The sequence below is a fragment of the Nocardia heshunensis genome, assembly GCF_054782115.1.
This window is the reverse complement of the sequence record NZ_BAAGTC010000005.1, coordinates 357,898-379,679: the sequence shown is the minus strand read 5'-3', so window position 1 is coordinate 379,679 and position 21,782 is coordinate 357,898. Positions and strand designations below refer to the sequence as shown.

20 protein-coding genes and 1 pseudogene are annotated in these 21,782 nt (G+C 64.6%); 14 read left to right on the top strand and 7 right to left on the bottom strand.

Translation table 11 applies throughout. The features are described 5' to 3' along the window. Positions 1-557: 557 nt before the first annotated feature. Complete coding sequence (mobF, locus tag ACYVN4_RS20455) at positions 558-5,474, bottom strand: MobF family relaxase (protein WP_460723451.1); 4,917 nt, start codon at positions 5,472-5,474, stop codon at positions 558-560. A 163-nt stretch (positions 5,475-5,637) separates the two neighbouring features. Here mobF and ACYVN4_RS20450 point away from each other — a divergent pair, with 163 nt between their 5' ends. Together ACYVN4_RS20450 and ACYVN4_RS20445 are read left to right on the top strand one after the other, a co-directional pair. Next, entirely contained in the window at positions 5,638-6,015 is a 378-nt protein-coding gene (locus tag ACYVN4_RS20450; protein ID WP_460723449.1) for a hypothetical protein, read from the top strand. A gap of 258 nt (positions 6,016-6,273) precedes the next feature. Continuing rightward, complete coding sequence (locus tag ACYVN4_RS20445) at positions 6,274-6,924, top strand: HAD family hydrolase (protein WP_460723447.1); 651 nt, start codon at positions 6,274-6,276, stop codon at positions 6,922-6,924. On the opposite strand, the gene ACYVN4_RS20440 is transcribed toward ACYVN4_RS20445, so the two are convergent. After that, positions 6,921-8,192 (bottom strand): hypothetical protein, encoded by a 1,272-nt coding sequence (locus ACYVN4_RS20440; protein WP_460723445.1) that lies wholly within the window; start codon positions 8,190-8,192, stop codon positions 6,921-6,923. The two genes, ACYVN4_RS20445 and ACYVN4_RS20440, sit on opposite strands and share 4 nt — an antisense overlap. Positions 8,193-8,433: 241 nt before the next feature. Here ACYVN4_RS20440 and ACYVN4_RS20435 point away from each other — a divergent pair, with 241 nt between their 5' ends. The 5 genes and pseudogenes from ACYVN4_RS20435 to ACYVN4_RS20415 form a co-directional block, all read left to right on the top strand. Continuing rightward, positions 8,434-8,691 carry a hypothetical protein gene (locus tag ACYVN4_RS20435; protein ID WP_460723443.1) on the top strand — a complete coding sequence of 86 codons (258 nt, stop codon included), beginning with the start codon at positions 8,434-8,436 and terminating at the stop codon, positions 8,689-8,691. Beyond that, positions 8,688-9,065 carry a hypothetical protein gene (locus tag ACYVN4_RS20430; RefSeq protein ID WP_460723441.1) on the top strand — a complete coding sequence of 126 codons (378 nt, stop codon included), beginning with the start codon at positions 8,688-8,690 and terminating at the stop codon, positions 9,063-9,065. The genes ACYVN4_RS20435 and ACYVN4_RS20430 overlap by 4 nt, the downstream gene beginning before the upstream one ends. Positions 9,066-9,445: 380 nt before the next feature. Beyond that, the gene (locus ACYVN4_RS20425) at positions 9,446-9,631 is read left to right on the top strand and encodes a helix-turn-helix transcriptional regulator (protein ID WP_460723439.1); all 186 of its coding nucleotides are present in this window, start codon (positions 9,446-9,448) and stop codon (positions 9,629-9,631) included. A 286-nt stretch (positions 9,632-9,917) separates the two neighbouring features. After that, positions 9,918-10,934 carry a tyrosine-type recombinase/integrase gene (locus ACYVN4_RS20420; RefSeq protein ID WP_460723437.1) on the top strand — a complete coding sequence of 339 codons (1,017 nt, stop codon included), beginning with the start codon at positions 9,918-9,920 and terminating at the stop codon, positions 10,932-10,934. 114 nt (positions 10,935-11,048) lie between these two features. Then, a pseudogene (locus ACYVN4_RS20415) lies at positions 11,049-11,549 on the top strand (hypothetical protein); the annotation flags it as partial. A 108-nt stretch (positions 11,550-11,657) separates the two neighbouring features. Here ACYVN4_RS20415 and ACYVN4_RS20410 read toward each other — a convergent pair. From ACYVN4_RS20410 to ACYVN4_RS20400, 3 genes are read right to left on the bottom strand one after another with little or no spacing between them, the layout of a single operon-like run. After that, the gene (locus ACYVN4_RS20410) at positions 11,658-12,575 is read right to left on the bottom strand and encodes a 2-hydroxyacid dehydrogenase (protein ID WP_460723435.1); all 918 of its coding nucleotides are present in this window, start codon (positions 12,573-12,575) and stop codon (positions 11,658-11,660) included. A gap of 49 nt (positions 12,576-12,624) precedes the next feature. Beyond that, on the bottom strand, positions 12,625-12,777 hold the full coding sequence (locus ACYVN4_RS20405) for a hypothetical protein (protein WP_460723433.1): 153 nt from the start codon (positions 12,775-12,777) through the stop codon (positions 12,625-12,627). Positions 12,778-12,805: 28 nt separating this feature from the next. Next, positions 12,806-13,273 carry a hypothetical protein gene (locus tag ACYVN4_RS20400; protein ID WP_460723431.1) on the bottom strand — a complete coding sequence of 156 codons (468 nt, stop codon included), beginning with the start codon at positions 13,271-13,273 and terminating at the stop codon, positions 12,806-12,808. Positions 13,274-13,694: 421 nt separating this feature from the next. On the opposite strand from ACYVN4_RS20400, the gene ACYVN4_RS20395 reads away from it, so the two are divergent. From ACYVN4_RS20395 to ACYVN4_RS20385, 3 genes are all read left to right on the top strand, one after another. Then, the gene (locus ACYVN4_RS20395) at positions 13,695-14,030 is read left to right on the top strand and encodes a DUF2510 domain-containing protein (RefSeq protein ID WP_460723429.1); all 336 of its coding nucleotides are present in this window, start codon (positions 13,695-13,697) and stop codon (positions 14,028-14,030) included. Positions 14,031-14,514: 484 nt separating this feature from the next. Next, positions 14,515-14,961 carry a PASTA domain-containing protein gene (locus ACYVN4_RS20390; RefSeq protein WP_460723427.1) on the top strand — a complete coding sequence of 149 codons (447 nt, stop codon included), beginning with the start codon at positions 14,515-14,517 and terminating at the stop codon, positions 14,959-14,961. 183 nt (positions 14,962-15,144) lie between these two features. Continuing rightward, positions 15,145-16,134, top strand: a complete 990-nt coding sequence (locus ACYVN4_RS20385; RefSeq protein WP_460723425.1) for a hypothetical protein — start codon at positions 15,145-15,147, stop codon at positions 16,132-16,134. A 617-nt stretch (positions 16,135-16,751) separates the two neighbouring features. Here ACYVN4_RS20385 and ACYVN4_RS20380 read toward each other — a convergent pair. After that, entirely contained in the window at positions 16,752-17,009 is a 258-nt protein-coding gene (locus tag ACYVN4_RS20380) for a hypothetical protein (RefSeq protein ID WP_460723423.1), read from the bottom strand. Positions 17,010-17,175: 166 nt separating this feature from the next. Between ACYVN4_RS20380 and ACYVN4_RS20375 the strand changes: the two genes are divergently transcribed. From ACYVN4_RS20375 to ACYVN4_RS20360, 4 genes are all read left to right on the top strand, one after another. Beyond that, positions 17,176-17,745, top strand: a complete 570-nt coding sequence (locus tag ACYVN4_RS20375; protein WP_460723421.1) for a hypothetical protein — start codon at positions 17,176-17,178, stop codon at positions 17,743-17,745. A gap of 332 nt (positions 17,746-18,077) precedes the next feature. Then, the gene (ligD, locus tag ACYVN4_RS20370; RefSeq protein WP_460724047.1) at positions 18,078-19,016 is read left to right on the top strand and encodes a non-homologous end-joining DNA ligase; all 939 of its coding nucleotides are present in this window, start codon (positions 18,078-18,080) and stop codon (positions 19,014-19,016) included. Positions 19,017-19,109: 93 nt separating this feature from the next. Beyond that, positions 19,110-19,526: a pyridoxamine 5'-phosphate oxidase family protein gene (locus ACYVN4_RS20365; protein ID WP_460723419.1), complete on the top strand. Its 417-nt coding sequence runs from the start codon at positions 19,110-19,112 to the stop codon at positions 19,524-19,526. A gap of 215 nt (positions 19,527-19,741) precedes the next feature. Then, positions 19,742-21,145 (top strand): amino acid permease, encoded by a 1,404-nt coding sequence (locus tag ACYVN4_RS20360; RefSeq protein ID WP_460723417.1) that lies wholly within the window; start codon positions 19,742-19,744, stop codon positions 21,143-21,145. An 84-nt stretch (positions 21,146-21,229) separates the two neighbouring features. Here the strand turns inward: ACYVN4_RS20360 and ACYVN4_RS20355 are convergent, their stop codons facing one another. Further along, positions 21,230-21,775, bottom strand: a complete 546-nt coding sequence (locus tag ACYVN4_RS20355; RefSeq protein ID WP_460723415.1) for a hypothetical protein — start codon at positions 21,773-21,775, stop codon at positions 21,230-21,232. Between the last annotated feature and the right edge of the window lie 7 nt (positions 21,776-21,782).

Genomic DNA, 21,782 nt, shown 5'->3' with positions numbered 1-21,782 from the left:
AACGCGATGAACCCCGTTCGGCAGCAGGCGATTTCGCAGCCTGCACGGCGGCGAGCCAACGCCGAGTTCTCAAATCGTCATCGGAGGTGTCTGTGTCTGGTGTTTCCCGAGGCATTCCGCGCATGTTCGACGCTGTCATGACGCATTCCGACAGTCCGATGTGGATAGTGACGGCGACGGCCGACGGGGTGCGCGCAGGCTGCCTCGTCGGGTTCGCCTCTCAGGTCTGCACAGGTTCGTGCCACGAGCGGTTGACTTTCGATAGGCATACGAGGAAACGCCGGGGGTCGATGCTGGGGTGGACCACTCGGATTCGACTGCGGTGGAGACGCTGTTGGCGTATCGCGCCATGCCGAGGCCGCGATCGGTGAGGCGCACCAGTCGTGCTCGCGCGTCGGTGGGGTCCGGGACCCGCTGCACGAATCCGGCGCGTTCGAGCTGGTCGACGAGGACCTGCGGTTTGTGTGGTGACCTGCGCTTGTTCCGCCGGTTTCGGTGAGCCTGCCAGGTCAGCGCGCGATCTGGGGTGTTCTACGAAATGATGAAGAAGGAGAGGGTCAGCATGGCTCAGCGCCTAGGTTGTGCTCGGCGGTAGGGCTGGTTTCAGGGAGTTGCGGGTCGTGATTTGGTCCGTATTCAGCAGCCGATGCTGCGGTGTGTTGGGCGCGTAGCCGTTGTTCGCTGGCCGCAGCGGCGGGGGAGAGATTGCGACGGCGGTTACGTTCGGCTATGGCCTTTTCGAGGCTGGTCGAGGTCTTGGTGTGTGCTTTGACCTGTCGGGCCTGTAGGTCGGCGGTGCGGGTGTCGGCGCGGTGGGCGGCAGCGAGTTCGGCGCGCTGGCCATCGGTGTCAGCGTCGCGGTGGAGGATGGCCGACCAGTGCTGAGGTGCGGCTCCGGCGGTGACGGCTTCCACGCGGGCGGCGTCGGCGAGTTGGCGGGCGTGGTGGGCTTGCGTGCGCAGGATGGATTGTTTCTGCTGTGCCGCAACACATTCGGCCTCGTTTTCGCGGCGGGTGCCGACCCGATAGGCGGGTACCGAATTGAGTTTCTGTTGGGTGTGGATGAGCGTAGTGGCTGCGGCCTCGAACTCGGATTCGACAGTGTCGGCGTCGGTTTGGGCGGCTAGGGCGGTGCGGACGAGGTCGGCTTGGGCGCGGAGCTGGATGTGCTCGGCTTCGACGGCCGCAACGGTGACACCAGGTTCGTTAGCTGCCAACAGTTTTGGTCGATTGAGGGTGGCGCGTAGGGCACGGATGCGGGCGTCGAGGTCACGGCCGTCGAGACCCCGTAGCGGATCAGCCTGCAGCTCGGCCACGAGCTCGAGGTCGTGCAGGGCATGGAGTTGCTCGCGCAACGCGGTGGCGTGTGTCGCGAGGTCGCGGTCCATGTCGGGATGCGAGGGCGGCAGCGGTGTTGGTTCGGGGTGCAGTGATTTGGTGGGGGCATGGCGGTGGCAGTCGAGGGCGGCTTCGGCGCGGGCGGCGAGCACGCTGGAGGCGGCGGCCGTGCGGGTCATCGGCGGCTGGTCGGTACGGGTGATTTCGGCGATGAACTCGCGCGCGTCCAGGCCGGCGGTGTGCGCTTCGGTGACCAGGTCGAGCACGTACTCGTAGTCGCGGCCGTCTTCGATATGGCGGCGCAGCCCGGACGGCAGATGCTGCCCGAGTTGGTGGCGTGCCCAGTCGCGGCCCAGGGCTTTGACGGTGTGTTCGTAGTCGGCGCGGATGCGTGCCAGCCGTACAGGCAGTTCGGCCCCTTTGGGGCTGTGGAGGCCCTCGGCGAACGCATCGATCTCGGCGCCCCCCTCGGCGACCACAGCCGCTTGGTCGACGTCGTTCAGCCGGGCGTAGAGGTTCCTGGCGTAATCGGCGAGCTCGGCATCGATTCCCGCGAACCGCGGCGGCAACGTCGCCAGTTCCGGGGCGGGCAGATCACGCATCGCAAGGAACTTGCCTTCGGTGCCTTGGGCGGGCAGGCCGAGTTGGCGGGCGATGTGGCGGTCGGCGCGAGAGCGCAGGACCGCGGCCGGGTCGTCGGTGTCCTCGATCGGATCAGCGGTGGCACGCCACCGGTCGGTGGCCACGAGTCCGACCAGGGTGGTCAGATCCAGGCCGAACTGCTCGGTGCGATCGAGGGTCTCGACCAAGGTCTCGTAGTGCGGCGACGCCACGACCTGCTGATACAAGCTGGCAGGCAGGGCGTGGGCGAGGAGGGTGTCGATGCGGTCGTGCACGAGCAGGCCGCGGGCATGGTCGTAGATCTCGCGCAGCCGCTCGGGATCGTCGGCGGCCGCCAGCTCTTGACGCAGAATCTCGGTCGCGGTGACGTTGTCGTCCTCGCGGGCGAGCTCGCGACACCACACCTCGAAATCGGTGCGGGCTTCGGCGGGAGCGTGGTCGAGGGCGGGGTCGGGCAGGGTGTCCGTGGCCAGGAAGATGCCGTTGTAGTCGCTGCCCCGGGTGAGCCCGACATACGCCAACGAACGACCCAAAGCCGCGCCCATTAGCAGGTAGGCCCGCTGCACGGTCATTCCCTGCGCACGATGAACGGTGCTGGCGTACCCGAGTTCGGTGTTGTCGGCGACGTAGCGAGCGGGCAGCAGAACGTGCCCGCGGTGAGTGATCCCGACGATCGTGAGTGCCCCGTCGGCGTGAACTTTGCGGACGCGCCATTGCTCGCCGTTGTCGATCGGATCCCCGGCCCGCATGCCGCCGGTGATACGGATCCGGTTGGTGTTGCGACGCGTGACCACGATGTCCCCGACATACGCGGTATGCGCGTCGGCGAGTGCCGCGCCGGGCCCGCTGGTGACGACGTGTCCGGCCTGCGCGTGCGCGGCCTGGGCTGCGCCGTTGAGCAGATGGACGTCCTCGAGGGTGGCGGCCATCATCAGACTCGGCACACCAGCGTCGAGGTCGGCCAGATGCGCGGTGAGGATTTGCTCGCGTAGTTCGTCGACCATCCCGGACACGATCCGACCCGCAGAATCGTAGAATTCCCACGCCCCGGGAGCGTCGCCGTCGCGCACCCGCAGCGACGCCTCGGCTTCCTCCGGATCAGCGAATCGGACCACGGTATCGAGCTCCGGCGCGCTAGTGTCGGCGGCGACCAGGCGCAAGCAACCGCCAGCCTCGACGGCGGAGAGTTGGGCGGGATCGCCGATCCATCGCACCACCGCACCGTGGGCGTCGGCGAGGGTTTGGAGCTCGGCGAGATTCGCGGTGGCCGCCATGCCTGCCTCGTCGACCAGCAGCATGGTGCCGGGCTCGATACCTGGGTCGCCGGTCTTGCGGGCGCGGGTGAGCAGGGCCTCGATCGTGCGCGCCGGGACCCCGATGTCGTCACCGAGTACCCGGGCGGAGGACTTCTGCGGCGCCAGCGCCAGCACCTCTCGCCCGTCGTCGATCCAGGCGCGCGCGGCGGCGCGCATGGCGGTGGTTTTCCCGGTGCCGGCGGGCCCGATCGCGACCGCCAACCTCGTCCCGGAGGTGCACAGATGCCGCACGATCCGCACCTGCCCGGCATTGAGAGTCTTACCAGTCTCGGCCTCGACCGCCGCGACCGCGGCGGTGACCACGCGGGTGGTGACGAACTCGGCAGTCGGCGCGTGCGCGGCGTCGAGTAGCGCGGTTTCGGCGTCGAGGACGGCCTGGTTGGTGAAGCGGACAGTGGTGGCCGCGCAGGTGGAGAACACGCTCTGTCCACTCTTTCGAGCCAGTGCTTCGGGCACTGGTTCGGGATCGATGGTCAGCTGAATACTGGCTGCGCGCACCGCTTCTACGATCTCGGCGACCGCTGCCGCCTGCTCAGCGTCGCTGGCGAAGTCGCAGGCCGATACGTGGTCTTCGGCGGCGGCACGGAGGTGCACTTCGGTCCAGGTCGCACGGCGGCGGGACACCGTGTCGGCGACTTGGGCGGCAATCCGATCGCGGTCGTAGACCTCACGGCCGATATGCCCGACCATCCGGTGTGCGAGGTCCAGGAGGTTGTTGTCGTGCTCGGGATCCAGCAGTTGTTCCACCTCGTCGGCGGCCATGGACCGGTCGCTCTCGGTACCGAACTCGTAGCGCTGCAGGGCCTGCCGCACGGCGGCGGCCCGCTGCCCCGGCGTGGAATCGGCGAGTTCCGCCACCCTGGTGGCGAGCACGACCGCGGCGGCGAGGGCAGCGTGCTGGGCGTCGTAGTCGCGCAGCGCATTCGGGTTGAGGGACAGCGCCAGGACGTGCTCGACCAACTGCGCCGCGGTGCGGCCGTCGCCGAGGAAGTGTTCGGTGTCGGCGGCCCATTCCTCGACCATTTCGCGCAGCGTGCGCGGTAGCGGCTTGGCGCCACGGGTGGCGAGGGTGGCCGCTTGGGCGAGGCGGATCTGCACGGCTTTGCTGGGGTTTCGGCCGTGCTTGGCGCGATACTCTGCGACCAGTTTCTCGGTGGCACGCACGATGTTCGGGCGCCGCGAGAAGTGGGTGATCAAGGTTTCTGGGACGTCGGCGATTTCGTAGACCGGTGCCTTGCCCAGCCCGCCGCGGTAGCGGGGTTCGAACCGTAGTCCGAGGTGTCTTTTGAGCTTGCCGGTGATCGCGGCGTTGTACTGGCACGACAGCGAAACCGTTGCCGCATACAGCGATCGCGCATCCAGCGCGCACCACTTCCCATCCGCACCCAGCACCCGCGCGGACACCACAGCATGCGTGTGGAGGTTCGGATCGCCGGTCCTATTGTCCCAATGGTCGTAGAGCGCGAACGTCATTCCGTCCGCGTCGATCTGGCGCACGCCACCCGCGCCGCGGCGGGCGAGTGCGAACTCCGACTGCATCCGGCCCAAGGTCTCCTCGACCGCTTCGCGGTGGCATTGCGCGATCTCGGCGCGCAGCGCGTCATCGCCCAAACCCCACAGGATCGACACCGACTTCTGCGGGGTGAAGACGCAGTCGTAGGCGGCGACCGACTTGCTCAACCGCCGTTTCTCCTCCGCCAGTGCACCCTCGATCTCGACGGCGGACGGTTCGCGACCCAACTCGCTGCTGAGGTGCTGATGGGCGGCACCGACGCGGAGTTGGGCCCATTCTTCTTGGGTCAGCGCCCGGCCCAGGGTGGCCAGCATGGCGGTTCTGTCGCGCTGGTAGATGGCCTGGATCTCGCTTGTGCCGTGACCTCGCGCGTGCAGCCCGCTGCCGAGTGCGGCGGTAGTGAGGGCTTCACGGTCGGTCTTGCCGACGGCGAGCGCGTCGATGATGATCCGGTCGGCATCCGGGTGCATGCCTTCGCCGTACAGCGCCCGCATCTGGTCCTGGGAGACTTCCTCGTTCACGCCGAGAATCTCCGCGCCGCGACCCCACCAACGGCCTGGGGGAGTGCCGGTTGCTGTGTAGTAATCGGTGAACGATTTGTCGGCGGCACAGATGCGGTCGCCGGTGGCGACCTGCCGCGTGAGGTAGGTGTAGCCATCGCCTGCATGGATCGCGTGGATGGTCATCACAAGATCAACGGTAGGTGCGAAACATGCACGCGGGAAATGGCTGTGACCGAAAATTCACAATAGTGCATGAGGTGTGTATGGGCACAAGGCTTTTCGCGGGAAGTAACGGGAACTCGCGGGAATGGCGTGCCAGGGGTGGAAGATAGGAGGCAAGAAAGCATTGCTGAGCATTCGCGAGCGCGCGGTTGGTGTGCGTCAGGAATCCGGTGTCACACAGATCGAGCAGACCTGCGTCCGTCAACTCCTCCGGCGACGTCCCGGCCGCCGCGACCGCGTTGACTCGAGCGCCACGGCACCCGGTGGTGTCGATGTCTGCGGGACTGTCGGCGATCAGCACGGTGCGCTGTTGGTCGACAGTCCTGGGGCCGACGTCGGCAGCGCGATGTTGGGCTATGTCAACCAGGGCTGGGCGGTGGTGGTTGTCGTCACCGTACGCACCTATCCCCAGATCGAGATGCAGGAGCAGCCTGAACGTTTCGAGCTTCGTGCGAGTGCCCGTTCTGCTGTGATCCCGTGCCAGGCCGCGGCGGCGACGTAGATGTCAGGTTCGGTGCGGCCAGTGATGTGTGGCATCTGCTCCAGCCGCTGATCTGTCACCTATGCGAACGCCTCGGCGAAGGTGGCGCGGCCGACGCCGCGGGTCTCGATGAGCGTGTCGTCGACATCCCACAGAATCAGGACGTCGCTGTCGTTGCACGCGAATTTCATGCGAACCTGCTCCTCCGGTCCTGCCGTGACGATCTTCTCCGGTTGACGGGCCGGAATGCCTTTCGAATCGCCAGGTAGCGTGTGCTGCATGATCGGGGCTGTTGTGTTCGATGTCGGCGAAACGCTGGTGGACGAGACGCGCGAGTACGGAACGTGGGCGGATTGGCTTGGCGTGCCGCGGCATACGTTCGTCTCGGTCTTCGGGGCCACGATCGCGCAGGGCAAGGACTACCGCGAAGCTTTCCAGGTGTTTCGGCCCGGCTTCGACCTCGCCAAGGAACGTGAGGCGCGTGCGGACGCTGGCCAGCCGGAGAGCTACGGCGAGGCGGACCTCTACCCCGACGTACGGCAGGCGCTTTCGAAGCTTCAGGGCATGGGCGTGTGGGTGGGGATCGTCGGCAACCAGACGGTGCGCTCCGGCAAGATCCTCCGCAGCCTCGAACTACCGACCGACTTCATTGCGACGTCGGACGATTGGGGTGTGGAGAAGCCGTCGACCGCGTTCTTCGAGAAGGTGGTCGAGGTGGCGCCCTGTGCGGTTAACGAGATCGTGTACGTGGGTGACCGCATCGAGAACGACATCGCACCGGCGAAAGCAGTTGGTATGCGAACCGCCTATATCCAGCGAGGTCCTTGGGGCTGGATCCAGCGGGATAGTCCAGAGGTCGCCGAGCTGTCCGATTGGAAGATCCACGACCTCAATGAGCTGCCGGAAATCGCTGCGGCAGAGAACGGTTAGACCGTCAGCGACTTGATCATCGTGTGCCAGCTGTAGAGCTGATTGTCGAGCGCGCGCACCTGCGGCAGCGAATCCCATTCGCGTAGCGACTGCCTGACTGACTTCACGCGGTCCATGGCAGTGGCGTACCAATGCTCGCCGAGCAATTGAAGCGCCTCGTCCAGGAGGTCGCATGCCTGCTCTGGTTCATGCTCGAGGACTGCCGCTGCGGCTAGATCAGCGAGAACGACCGCACGCTGCTTGATTGCTTCGGCAGGGAGATCCGAGAGCACCTGCTGCAGGGTTTTCCTGGCCTCCGTTCCTCGGCCAGCGGCGGTAAGGGTGTTGCCCTTGAATCCAGCAAGACGCGCTGGAGAGAACCAGTCCATCCACAGCGGACTCGGATCCAGATCCGGGTCGAACTCGTGGTAGGCGGTCTCGGCTTGTTCGATCAGCTCGAGCGCGCGGCCCGTCTCGCCAAGGCGGGTTTCCACCTCGGCCTCGACCGCAAGGAGCCATGCCTGCATTTCTGCGTTCGCGCCACCGCGCCGCGCGAATGTCCATGCGCCACGGAGCTTGTCGCGCGCGTCCTCGGCGCGCTTCGGGTCGCCGTCATATGCGAACGCGGGCGCGAAGGCCATGTGCGCGAGTGCTGCCGCACCGAGCAGGGAATCGTCGGCGATGCTCGCGGCTTGGAGCGAGAGCATCAAGCTCGGCCTCGCCAACTCGGGCTGTTGCAGATCGAAGAACTCCAGCCGCCCGGCAATGAGCGCGGACTCGGCGACCGCCCGCGCCATCGACTGTTTCGCCGATCCGGGCACATGAGGGAGTAGATCCCAGCCCAGGGCGGCATGGTCGGCGACCGTGGGATGCAGACGTGCCGGTGGGACTGACCAATACATGCGGCGGTGAGCTGAGGTCAGCGACATGAAGTCGGTCGCCAGCGACGCAGGCAGCTCGGCCACTCCCGAACCGGAATGCCTCGAGGCCCACGTCTCGCGGCGTCCGCCGACAGGTGGCGTCTGCGACAGCTTGTCGGCGGGGCGACGAGCAGCGCTGAATCCCAGTTCGGTGAGCGGCATTTGAAAGAAGTCCTGGAGCACGTTGACGTGTTCGGACCGCGGCCAGGTCGGCGTGTCCGACTCCCAGCGGCGCACAGTCCGTTCGCTGATGGAGATGCGTAGACCTGATTTGCGCGCGGCGTCGGTGAGGGCGGCGGCAAGTGCGGCCTGCGAGTTGTAACCGCGCTGAATCCGGGCCGACCGTAGGGAGTTGTCGGTGGACGTCATGCCTACGAGGCTAGCGCGATACCGGACGCAAACAACGTGATCGGCCAAAATTTGGCCGGTATATGGCCGATTGAATGGCCCACTTCCGGCCACTCGTTGGTGGGATTGTATTGATAGCTCCTGATGGAGCGGCGCCCCATAGGGGCGGCTGGCCGCCGCCGATCGCGCTCGTGCCCTCGTCCGTCGGCGGTGGTCAGCCACTGAAAGCTGTTCACCGCACGAGGATTCGAGAGGGACTTCCATGGCTGTGACCCTGACCGAAGCGCGGATACTCCGGGTTCTCGCGCCTGGTGGAGAGCTCACCGTCGAGCAGATCGCTCGGGACGCCCGCATTTCGGTCCGCAGTGTGCGGACCAATGCCAAGGCGCTCAAGCGACGAGGCTTTGCAGTCGGCGGCATCGGCCCGCGCAGAAACGTCTGGATGTTGACGCACAGCGGCATTCGGTACACGACCACTCAGCGCGGCCGGGCCGTCCTCGATGTGGAGGTCACCTCATGAAGCGGACCGTGGTCGCGTTCCTGCGGCGGGAGATCTCGGGGAACCACGAACTCGACGATTACGTGCAAATCGTCGCTGTCGCTGAGCGTCTTGGTGGTGTCGTGACGTTGGTGAAGTACGGGGGAGCCGATGAGGACCGTGACACTCTGCTGGTCCGTCTGATGAACCTCGTCTACAACGAGCGCGCCGACATCCTGGTCATACCCAGTCGCGAGCACCTGGCTGCAGAGGAAGTCCGCGAGCTGCTCAAGTGGACGCAGGTCGTCGATGCCGATACCGGTGAATACTTCGCTCCCGCGGCTGCCGACGGTTGTCAACGTCCGCGATTGCTCGTGATCCGCGAAGACGCGTCCGGTGGTCGCCCTCGCTCGTAGGTCATCGATCTCGGCCCATCCGCAAGGGTGGGCCGAATGTTGTTTTCACCCTGAATTTCAATGGTCTGTCACAACATTCGTCCGTTCGCTGTATATCGACAAGGCGTATTGCCTGGATGTGAACCGCGGCATACTCTGACGTTTACTCGATGCGATCCGCAGTAAGTCGGATAGTCATCGACCCGATAGCCAGGGTCTGTGTTGGCAGCCCTGATGACGCGAAATGTTCGTGGGCGAGCAGCGCATGGACCAACGCGTATTCCAGAAGATCTGTGCCTCCGTGAGCAGGCAAGACGAACCGGATCCCGAGTTCAAACCCGGCTATCGCTGGGCAAACTTTGGTGATCTTGAACTCCCGGACTTCGGCAAGGAGATTCGACATGTCCACCATCGATGCGTATCTGACCCGGGCGCAAGTGGCGCACCGGTTGCAGCTGGCCCCGAAGACGCTGGCGAACTGGGCGTCAATCGGTAAGGGCCCGAGGTGCATTCGGCTCGCAGGTGGGCGAGTCCGGTATCCCAGCGAGGACTACTTCGCGTGGGAGCGGACACAAATCGAACCGTAGCGCAGAGAAGGGAGTAACTGCCTTGTCCAGGGACAGGCTGGTACCGGGAGGTCGGCCGACAAAGGCTCAGCTGACCCCCAAGAAGGGGCCTGATGGTGTTTGGCGATTGGATCGCATTCGGCATCGGACATTCAACGGCGGCTACACCACCACGAGCGGGTCTGGGTATACACGCGACGAGTGTCTCGAAGACTGGGAGGAACGATTCGAGATCAACCGAAAAAAGGGCTCGGTTCGGCAGCGCCGCAACAACACTGCCTCGAGACGATTTACCCTCGATGACAAGATGATCGATGTCTTCGACTGGTTTATCGACCTGTGTGAGAAACGCGTGGCGAAGGGTGAGATCAAGCAGCAGACGGTCAAGATCTACCGCCGGATGATCTACGTTTCCGACGGGCCGAGATCCAAGGACGACGCGATCCGGCTGGAGACCGAGATGGGTGATCTGACGCTGAGGGAAGTAGGGGATTCGGCCTACCTCGCCGACTATTTGGACGACATCGTCACTGTCGCACCGGGCATAGCGCATCAGCACTACACGATCCTCTCGGCGATCTTCAAGCGGCTCGTCCTCAGCGGGCCGTACAAGTACAGCCCGATGCTGCCCGTAGCCAACCCCTCGGCACGCGGAGGGCAGCAGCGGGCGCTGAGGCTGGCCGAACGTGAAGCGCTGTATGAGCTTTTCATCGCTCGTGCCCAGCGCACGACGTATCGCGTGATGCTGTTCCTGCTCCTGCTGGGGACCGGTCTGCGGATCGGTGAGGCACTCGCATTGCGCTGGATGGACGTCGATCTGCGGGCTGGCGACGAGTGCGCGGTCATCCATGTCTGCGGCACTGTCATCAAGGCCGACCGCGGCTACGTACGCCAGGAGAAGCGTAAGAACAACGGGAGGTTCTACTACCTGACACTGCCCAGGTGGCTCACGGTCGAGCTGCGTGAATGGCGGCGGCAGGCCGGTGATGTCGACGAGACCACTCATGTTCTGGTGAGCAAGCGGGGTTGCCTGGTGTCCACAGCCGCCGCGGATCAGCTGCTGCAGAAGGTGGTTCGGGGCACTGCCCTGGAATGGGTGCAGTACGGCAACCTCCGGGACACCGCCGCGACGCACGTGACGGGCAAGACGAACGATCCGCTGCGGGCCAGTGCCCAACTGGGGCACCGGGAAGCGTCCACGATCGCGACCGTGCACTACATCGACCCCGAGGGATACACCCGTCCAGCGGTCGACAACGTGGTGGCGATGGAGCCGCTGCGACCCTCAAAACGTGAGCAAAGTGTGAATCTGGAGGCCGCGTAATGAAGACGCAACGCTGTGACCTTGACGTTCCCCCTGTTAGTGGCGTATCAGAGTGGGTACAGCTACCGATGTAGTCGGTAAGACGACGCGTGGAGAGAGGCGGTCCAGGTGTCGATGCGTCCCCCTTTGCCGACGCGGTTGTGGCGCGTGCGGCCGTGGAACACGAATTCGCTGATGCGCGTCTCGGATCGGGTCGAGGTGGTGTTGCGGGCGGTGGCGGTGGTTGTGGTGGCTGCCGCGGTGCCGGTCTCGGGGGCGATCGGGACGGTGAGTTATACGGGGGCGCAGGCTCGGATCGCGGCGCAGGATGCGGGGAAGGCGCGGGTCAGCGCGACCGAGACTGCGGATGCTGTGCAGGTGCCGGATTCCGACCGGTATGCCGGGCATCCGGAGCGGTATCAGGCTCCGGTGCAATGGGTTATCGACGGTAAGACCGCCACGGCCACGGTGGATGTGCCGGGCCCGCAGGCCACGGGGGCCACGGTGGCGTTATGGGTCAAGGACGGGCAGCCGACGCTGGCGCCGTCCCGGCCGGGGGCCGCGGCCGCGGAAGGGATCGGGACGGGGCTCGCCGTGCTCGTCGAAACCTGGTGCGCGGCGGCGGCGTCGGTGTGGTTCACCGGGACGGTGTTCGATGCCCGGCGTTATGCGCGCTGGGAACGCGAATGGCGGGGCATCAACCGGCCGATCGGCAAGGATTTATAGCTACTCCGGAGCGGCAGTTCAGTATTCGCCGCGGATGAGGTTGAGGGGCGGGTCGCCCGCCACGTAGCGCGCGATCTCGGCGGTGGCGATGCTCCAGCCGCGGTTCAGGTTGCCATTGCTGCTGCCGCCGACATGCGGGGTGAGCAGCAGGCCGGGAGCGTCCCAGAGCGGATGCTCGGCGGGCAGCGGTTCGGGGTCGGTGACGTCAAGAATGGCGCGCAGGCGGCCGGATTCCAGCTCGCGCAGCAGGTCGTCGGTGCGCACGACGGGGCCGCGGGCGGCATTCACCAGGATGGCGTGATCGGGCATCCGGGACAGGAACTCGGCGTCGACCATGCCGACGGTGTCCGAGGTGACCGGCACCATGAGCACGACCGCGTCGAAATGGGGGAGTAGCTGCGGGATTTCGTCGACGCCGTGCACGCCATCCCGGGCACGAGTACCGACCAGTTCGACGGTGGTGTCGAAGGGCGCCAGCATCCGCCGCAGCTCGACGGCCAGATCGCCCGCGCCGATGATCAGGATTCGCTTGCCGTGCAACGTATCGGTGCGATGCTGCGTCCACCGGTGCTCACGCTGGGCCACCGCGAACTCGGTGAATTCCCGATAGACCGTGAGCAATCCGGTAATCGCCCATTCGGCGGTGCTCGCGCCGTGCGCACCGCGGCCGGTGGAGATCATCACCTCGGCGGGCAGCTTGCCCACCCACATCTCGGCCCCCGCCGTGAGCAGTTGCACCAGGCGCAGTTTCGGCAGCGAGCGCGCCAGCGCCACCGTCTCAGGGCGGGCGGCCAGGAAAGTAGGCACGAAGACTTCCGCCTCGTCGGCTCCGGCGGGCAGCGGCTCGCCGAGCGTATAGCGCAGCGCCCGCGCACCTTCCAGCCGCGAGACCGCCGCGAAACCGTGTTCGTCGGGAACCAGCACCGTCACCGTCATGACTTCGACGCTAGCCGACCGGTCGAAGGCCGGTCGGCGCGGTCGGGAGTCAATAGCGGGGATGGGCCAGATACCGGGCGGGCGCGCCGAGCAGCCAACGGATGAAAGCCACGGTCAGCACGATGATTCCGAGCGAGGTGCAGGCCGGGGTGGCGAGCAGCCAGCCGGCATCGAGTAATGCGAGGCCGAGCACGGCGAGCATGCGGTGTCCTCTGACGGACCCTGGGGTCCTATTTGGCGGCGGATTCGGTTTTGGCGGGTGTGCCCGGGCTCTTGCGGAAGAGGTTGGCAGACCAGGTCGGCAACGTGAAGCGGCGTTGCGGCGTCTTGGTCATGGGAACCACCGGCTGCCGGGGCGAATCCACGCTACGCGCAGGCTTGGCCGCAGGTCCCGGTTTTGCGAGTTCCTTTCGTGCCGCGGCCATTTCACGCCTCGAATGCCGCAGCTCGCGCCGCGCCACCACACCCCGGCGGGAGGTGGTCCAGACACCGGCCAGCACCAGGATGAACCCCGCCGTGCCGATCGCCCCGACCAGAATCCCGTAGGCGAACAACAATCCGGTGGATCCCCCATAGGTGTGATCGAAAACGGTGAACCCATTGGCCAGGTTATGGCTGCCACCGCTGTTGGCCTGCACGCCGGCCACCCCCACCGTCACAGCACCCAACAGAGCGATGAGCCCGATGATTGTCAACATATCCCGGACATGCCCCCTGCTCCCCGGCCCAAACCCACGCAACGGCGGGTTGCCGGTGAGTCTCGGCGGGTTCGTGGACGTTCGGCGCGCCGCCTTCGAATGATGGCTCCGTTTCCTGGCCCGTAGTCTGCGGGCTTCGCCAATCGGGTCGAAGCGCGACGTGCCGCTTCGGCGGCGCGGAGGTCCACATCGAGCGCGCTGCTGTCCGCGACTATCGAGCGAATTGTCTCCACCGAATTGAATCGCACGCATTTGGGAGATTGCAGAATGAACACAGCGAGGCGTGTATCGCAGGTTGAATGAAACCTGACGGTCTAAAGATGATGTGGCCAAATTGTTTGTACGCGAGCATGTTTCGTGGATGCCGTGTTAGCGTGCACCCTGCCAGGCGCCCCCTGGCGACGATGAGAGTGGGAGTTCGATGGGGCTGATCAGGAAGACGGCGAGCCTTTCCACAATGGGGCTCGTGAGCTGGAGCAAGCCTGGAGAGCGGGCTGCCAAATATGCGCGGCAAACGCGTAATGCCGCGCGGGCTCAGGTTGCTCAGAACGCAATGCAGCTTGAGATGCAGCGTAAGCAGCTCGCTGCACTCGATCACGCGAATGTCCGCGAGGCAATGCGCCCGAGCCCCACTCCACCCGGCTGGTATGTCGACCCTGGCTATCCGGGGCAGCTCCGGTGGTGGGATGGCATCCAATGGACACAGCATGTTCAAGTTGCGCCACCTCCGCCACCGCCAGGCAACTACTCGCGCTGAATAAGCCAAATAGCTTGTCCAAGTTAGGATTCGGCCAGGCAATAGCATCTGAGTATCGGCTGAGGTAAATAACGGCGGCGGATGACCACTCAGGGCGGTCAGATCAGGCCCCAGGGCACCTCGCAGCCGCCACACGTACGAGACGGCCTTTGCGGCAGCCGCAGGACGCATCGCCAAATCGAACATCTCCTGAACTGCAGAACGAATCGCCCCTTCCTCTCGCGGTGAGATCCCGAGCCAGGCGAAATTATCTGGCACGCTGTGTCATTGGATGGCGTTGGCAGGCAGTGCTAGCTTCGCTTGGCCGCAGCAGGGGAAGCAGCCCGACCGCGTGCATTCCGTTCAAAACAACCGGGGGAAGTTCGTGACGTACCCGCAGTACCCTTCGCACGGCCCACACTCAGCCCATGGCCCTCGAGGGATTCCGCCGATCGGGTTCCAGGCGCCGCCACCGAAGAAGAACAGCCCGAACCCTTTGATATTTGTGATCATCGGTGTGGCTGTGGTCTGTGGGCTCGGCGGAATAGCGGTCGGCGCCAGCAGCAAATCGTCCTCATCGACTACGGCCTACTCTGCGACCGTCACGACGCAGCAGCCGTTTGCTGTCCCGCCAGCCGCAACAACCATCCCGGCGGTAGCGCCCACAACAGAGGTCCCGCTAACCACAACCGCCAAGACCACAACCGCGCTGGCGACCTGTTCGAAGGGGGATACTTCACTGCGGACCGTTCCCGATATCGTCGGCTGGAACGCGAGCGACGCCATGGATGCCCTCTGTCAGGCGGGCTTCGATCACCGAATGCCTGTCGGTGAGGGCGGCAAGATGGTGATCATGGAGTCGCATTGGACAGTTATCGGAATGAATCTCACTCCGGGTTCGACAGTCTCCTACGACACCGAAGTCGACCTCTTGTGTCGCAAGAACAAGTAGCAGGAGTGCTACGCCGCGACCGAGGTCCACTTGGGCAGATCCAAAAAGCCAGGCCTTCGTCACATCCGACCTCCGGCGACGGGAGACTGCGACGCCGAGCGTCACGAAATCCATTGCCTGAGAGGCTATACCGCTGATGGTCGATCGGCCGCGCCCGATCGAACCTAACCATACGATTGTGAAATGACGATGCCGCCATTTGTGCAGCCTTCCCAGTCAAAGCCGCCCCAGAGCAAGATGTCGCTAGTCGCGCTCTTCCTCGGCATCGGTGCTTTGCTGTCATTCTGGACAGTATTGGGCGGCATCGTCTTCGGAGTCGCCGCCATCATCGTGGGTCTCCTCGGCCGGTCGCAGGCAAAGCTGGCCGGCGCCCCAGCCGGAGCGGCCACGGGAGGGGTGGTCACCGGAGCGATTGCCACCGTCGGCGCTGTCGCATTCACGGCATGGGCTGTCACCCATCCAGTTCCGAAAACCGAAGCGAAATCAGCCACCGTCACAATGACCGCGGTCGCTGTGCAACCGACCGTCACTACGCCGCAACCGACCGTGACGACGGATCCACCAACCACTACGACACTCATCTCGACGGCCACGCCAACGCCCGAGCCTTCGCCCCCGGCGCGGGACGGTACCCGCGGCATCATGTCGGTGACTGCATACTGGGACCAAAGGTTTACCAAGGCCACCAAAGGCGACTGTCTTGACCAGGGTGAAGACAACCTGGGATCCGGTGTCGGGTGGTGGATTACGCCCAGCGTTCTGTTCTGTGCGTTCGACCCAAACTCCGTCACAACGTGGCAGGGCCACCTCATCAATGGTCACCTCCACTTCGCTACCCCCGTTGATGCGAACACTGCGACCCGAGCGGCGCTCCAACTCCTCCCCGACGACTCAAACGAACTCCGACAGGTTCAAGGCCAGAACCCGGACTGGTCAAAGGTTTCGAACGGCACCTGCAAGAGCATCGAGTATCACTCCGACACCCTCGCCAAAATAGTGGCGAGCATCAACCCCACATGGAGGAACGCAGACAAGGCCGAGTTCAACCTCTACAGCGGAACGTCGTCGAGCGACGTCGGGTCCGACACCCCATATGACGGATCGCATGTCAGGGAGGTACTTGTCGGTATCGGCGCGCTAGAAGCGAACCCCGACGGAAGGTACCCCTGCTGAATTGCGCTGATCCTCAACTAATGAAGCGCTTTGAGACCAAATCAGTACGAGGTTAGTGAGGGTCATAGACAGTCGCAGCGACCCGGCTTACAAGGTAGCGATCACCTGGAGGACAGCATCAGTAAGGCCTCCCCAGCTGTGGGAAGCTACTCACGACATCGCTCAGTATCTCCGGATTCGCGATGGTTGCTGGTGGTTTGGTCGACGCTGATCGAGTCGACAGACCTGGGCACTACGGTGGGCCGGGCAACGCGATTGAAGTGAGTGCGCTACGACGGAGAAATCTCAGTCGCTTGCGGACGATACCCAGATCTGAGGCATCGAGCTCTGCTCTCGCGGCATCTAAGAACGGTTCACGAAGTTCCTTCATAAGGTCCCAGGCCGTCTGGCATTCTTGTGAGTAACCCCAGACCACTTCGTTCAGCCGGGTCGTGTATGCCAAGGCGGCAGTGCGGAGTTCGGCGCTACAGATGACGTCAATGCATTTGTACCGAAACCAGGTTTGATGCATGACATCCCGCGCCTGGTTCTCATCGAATCCCTTGCCCCGGTACTTGCGGGCTTGCTACTGGTGGTTTGGCCGAAAAAAAACCCCAAGATCAGCAGGAACGCGCTCGTCAGCACCCTCTGAGGCAGGTGTGGGTGAACATGGCGATCATGAGGCCAACGCTCAGGGTGAACAGGAGGAGCCCGCCGATCAATACGGCGGCAGGTTCACGGTCCAGCAACGACTTGCGCATCTGCCAGCGGCGCTCCTGGACTTCGATGCGTTGAATCTCCTGAGCCAGAACATCCTCCGGGGCCTTGAGCCTCTTGCCGCGCCGCGATCTCGGAAACGAGGTCGGAAAGCTCTTGTCGTGCCTGGGGATCCTCACCCTTCGCTTCGACGGCGATTCTCGAGCAGATTGCGGATGCTTGTACGACAACCGACAGATGCGAAACGCTCACCGAGGTCACTGGGGTGCGCGACAATTGGTCCGTCCGGCGGCGAGCTACGGTACCCAGCTAACGCGTGGCCGATGTGGCCAGAAAGAGTTGATCATGGGCGATCTTGACGATGCGATCCGGCGGGCGGAAGCACACGATGCTGCGGCTCAATCGCGACGACAGGCCGACCAGGCACAGAGGGCCGCGGAGCAGGCCGCCCTTCGAAGCAAAGCGCAGCCAGTGATTCGCGAGTTCATTGAACTAATGCAGAAGCATCACGTTCCGAGCAGAGTAGTGGTCGAGGAGATCATCGACCGGCGCACTGCGTTGTTCAACAAGAGAAAGACCTACCAAACGATCTCGTATCAGATTGTTGGCTACGGGTGGCCTCTCGCTGACGACGACTTCTACGTTCCAGAGATTGGAGCGGTGGCCACACACAGTTCGAAGGTCGGCAAGAGCAGAACTGTATGGGGGTTTGGTAAGGGCTCGCACGGATACAGCACCCGTACCAGGTACAAAGTTTCCTGGCACGTTCGCGGGTCAGCCGCATCTAACAGAGGGTACGTGCCGATCGTTTTTCATGATTGGCAGAGGGGAATCGCGGCGGTTGAAGCCAGGTACGGGACACCTGACGGGGTGAGCAAATTGGCGGCCGTTGCTCGCAAGCAACTTGGCAAGTAGGGCCGTCTCTTTAGCGGTCCATGGTTGCGACCGCGACTCGGGCTGAACTCTGCTGCGGCGGTTTGTGGCCTATCGGGTTTCGGTCATCTGGACAGCTGGCGACCTCCCGTGGTTGGGGTCCAGGGGCCGTCGCCGTTGTCGAGTTTGCGCCGACAGACTGTCAGCTTGTGTACCGGTTTGGTCGGTGAGCTTGGCGGTTTCGTGGGTGATCGGCGCGCCACGTTCGAATGATGGCTATCTGATAGCAAACTTCAGGGCATGTCCGTAATGCCGGATAGTCGGCGCGGGTAGCGGCCTCGGTGGCCGCGTCCGTGCGTCGTGGCCCGTCGCCCATGTTGGCGACCGGGGGTCGGCCGCCCGATGGGCCGGGGTGGGCGTTCGAGATGAAGTGGGATGGGGTTCGCATCATCGCGATTGCGGGTGGTGGGGAGGGGCAGTTGTTCAGTCGCAATGGGAACGATGTGAGTGCCGCGTATCCGGAAGTGGTGGCCGCGCTGAAAGCGTTGCCGGGCAAGGAATCTCTGGTTATCGATGGGGAGATCGTGGCCCTGGATCGGGATGGGGCGCCGTCGTTCGGGCTGTTGCAGCGGCGGATGCATGTGGCGCGGCCTGCCGAGCAGTTGATGGGGGAGGTGCCGGTGCGGTTCTTCGTGTTCGATCTGCTGACCGTCGACGGGGTCGACATCATGCGGGAGTCGTATCTCGAGCGGCGGGCGCGGCTGGCGGAATTGGAGTTGCCTGCGCCGTTGTCGGTGCCGCCGCACTGGGTCGACATGGATGCCGACAGGTTGCTGGAGGTGGCGCGCGAGCATCACATCGAAGGCATCGTGTCGAAGCGGACGGATTCGGTGTATCTGCCGGGCCGGCGCTCACCCGCCTGGATCAAGACGCCGCTGCGGCAACGCACCGAGGTGGTGGTGGCGGGCTGGACACCCGGCTCCGGCGCGTTCGGCGCGAGTTTCGGATCCCTGGTGCTGGGCGCGCACGACGACACCGGGAGACTGGTTTTCATCGGCAATGTCGGCACCGGGTTCACCCATGCCACGCGGCGGATCCTGCGCGGCGCGCTCGACGAGATCGAAGTCTCCGCAAGCCCTTTCGAGCAGTCCCCGCCCGAAGCCGGTGCGGGCGGCTGGCACTGGGTCGAGCCGATCCTGGTCGGGGACGTGGAATACCGCGAATTCTCCGGCGAGAGACTGCGCATGCCCAGCTGGAAGGGGTTGCGCACCGATAAACCGCCCGCCGTGGTTGCGGTGCCGCCGCTGCGCTGATGCTCCCGCACGGCCGGGTCGATGCTGACCATGAACCATGGCACACGACAAGGCAATTGGCGTATTCGCGGCGGAAGGACCACAATCGAAATCATGGGCGGCGTAGGGGCACGAAAGCTGCGCGAGCTCTCGGCTGCCGATGCACTGAAACGGCTGGCGGGCGCGCAATACGGGCGAATTGTGTACTCGCGCCGTGGACTTCCGATCATCAGACCGGTCAATCACATCGTCGAAGAGGACGTCGTCGTGGTGCGCGCGCATCTGGGCGCAAGCCTGTTGCGGGGTGACGGCCAGGTGGTGGCCTACGAGGCCGACTCCTTCGACGAGCACACCCGTCAGGGCTGGAGTGTCATCGTCACCGGGGTCGCGCGGGTGGTCATGGATCCCGAACAGGTGCAGCGCTACGAGACGCTGCTGGATCCGTGGATCAATCTGCCGATGGATCATGTCATCCGCATCGAGGCCGAGGTCGTCACCGGCCTCGAACTCATCGACGAAGCCGCGGGCTGAGCACTCGGCGCGAGGTCGGGGCACATCCCCGGCAATTCCAGCCGCAACCTCGAAGCTCGCCACGTGCGCCGGTGACTGTGACGCCGAATACCTCTCAGGTAGCGTGACACGCCGTTGGACCGAGCACGGCAATCCGTCGGCAAGCTCGGTGCGGCCGGCATCTCCCGATCACCAATGCTGGGGTTCCGGCCGCACGCACGTGAGAGGAACCGCATTTGACAGCCTCGGAAAGGCAACTACCGGACACCGGTACGAACCCCACGGACGACGAGGGGTACTCGCGCGGCCTGTCGCCGCGCACCATCCAGATGATCGCCATCGGCGGCGCGATCGGCACCGGCCTGTTCTACGGCGCGGGCGGCGCCATCCAGAAGGCCGGACCCGCCCTCATCCTCTGCTACCTGGCCGCGGGCCTGGCCATCTTCGTGATCATGCGGGCGCTGGGCGAACTGCTCACCTACCGCCCGGTCACCGGCAGCTTCGCCGAATACGCGAACGAATTCCTGGGCCGCTTCGCGGGTTTCGCCACCGGCTGGACCTACTGGGCGGTGTGGGTCGCGACCTGCATGGCCGAGATCACCGTGGCCGGCAAGTACGTCCAGTACTGGTTCAACATCCCGCAGTGGGTCACCGCGCTGGTGGTGCTGGGCATCATGTTCATCGCCAACCTGGTGTCGGTGCGACTGTTCGGCGAGGGCGAATTCTGGTTCTCCGCCATCAAGGTGACCGCCATCGTCGCGATGATCGTGATCGGCATCGGCGTGCTCATCTTCCACTTCGGCCACGCCACCAACCCGACCGTCACCAACCTGTGGAACGACGGCGGCGTCTTCCCCAACGGTGTCGGACAGGCGCTGCTCGCGCTGCAGATCGTGGTATTCGCCTATGTCGGTGTGGAATTGGTGGGCGTCACCGCCGGTGAGGCCCGCGACCCGAAACGCACCCTGCGCAAGGCCATCAACACCCTGCCCTTCCGCATCGGCCTGTTCTACATCGGCGCGCTCATCGTCATCATGTCGGTGTCGAGCTGGCGCACCTTCCACGCGGGCCGCAGCCCGTTCGTGGAAGTCTTCGAACAGATCGGCATCCCCGGCGCGGCGGGCATCATCAACTTCGTCCTGCTGACCGCGGCCCTGTCGTCCTGCAACTCCGGCATCTACTCCACCGGCCGCATGCTGCGCAGCCTCTCCCAACGCGAGGAGGCCCCCGCCGCCCTCGGCGCCCTGAGCCCCCGCTCGGTCCCGGCCGTCGGCATCGCCGTCTCCGCGGCAGTCATGGTGATCGGCGTAGCCGTCAACTACTTCTCCCCCGAGAAGGCCTTCGGCTACATCACTTCGGTCTCCACCATGGGCATCATCTTCGTCTGGGGCATGATCCTGGTCTGCCACCTCCTCTACCGCCTCCGAGTCAACCGCGGCGAACTCCCCGCCAGCGACTACCGCCTTCCCGGAGCCCCCTTCACCACGGCTCTCGCCCTGGCCTTCCTCGCCTTGGTCGTAGTCCTCCTCTTCTTCACCGAAGACGGCCGCAGTGCCCTCGCGGTAGGCGTCGCCTGGGGCGTCCTGGTCTGCGCCGGCTACCCCCTGCTCTCCCGTAAGCATACGAAAACCGCTGCCTAGCAGCGGTTTTCTCCCCTCCGGATAAACCGATGGTGTAATCGTCACCCCCCAGCGGCGATTACACCATCGGCGTTTCATCGGCCCTCACAACACCGCGACAGCCGTGCAGGCGATGATCGCCACGCTGACAACGACAATCGGCCAAACCGCCAGCATGCGGCTGGTGCGATGCGTCCCGGTCCGAATATTCGTGAGGCCCCAGATCGACAGGTCCCCACGTCGAGTGACTCGTCCCTCTGTGAAAACCAGGTCGTTCGCCAACACTTCCATTGCCATGACCGGCATGAACTTCGATTGCCATTTCCTGCCGTCGTCGTCGACAAGCCGCAAAAGCATTCCCTGCCGGTATTCCACTGGATAAATCCACCGAAAGAACCGTGCTGCCTTGCGGTATCGACTGTGGACGAGCCGGTGTTGCGCTCCGGCCGCAACGATCATCGCTCCAAGGGTCGGCAACACCGAACCGGGAATGAGCGATTGCTCGCACATCAGTGTGAGTGCAAGCAGCGTGAACCAAACGGGCTGCAGGGCTGGCATTATGATGCGATCAGGCGTCCCGACCACCCGGCCAGTGATCGAACCGCGCCCCGATTTCCATTCGCGCTCGGCGGGAGTCGGCGGAATGGGCATCGAGCGA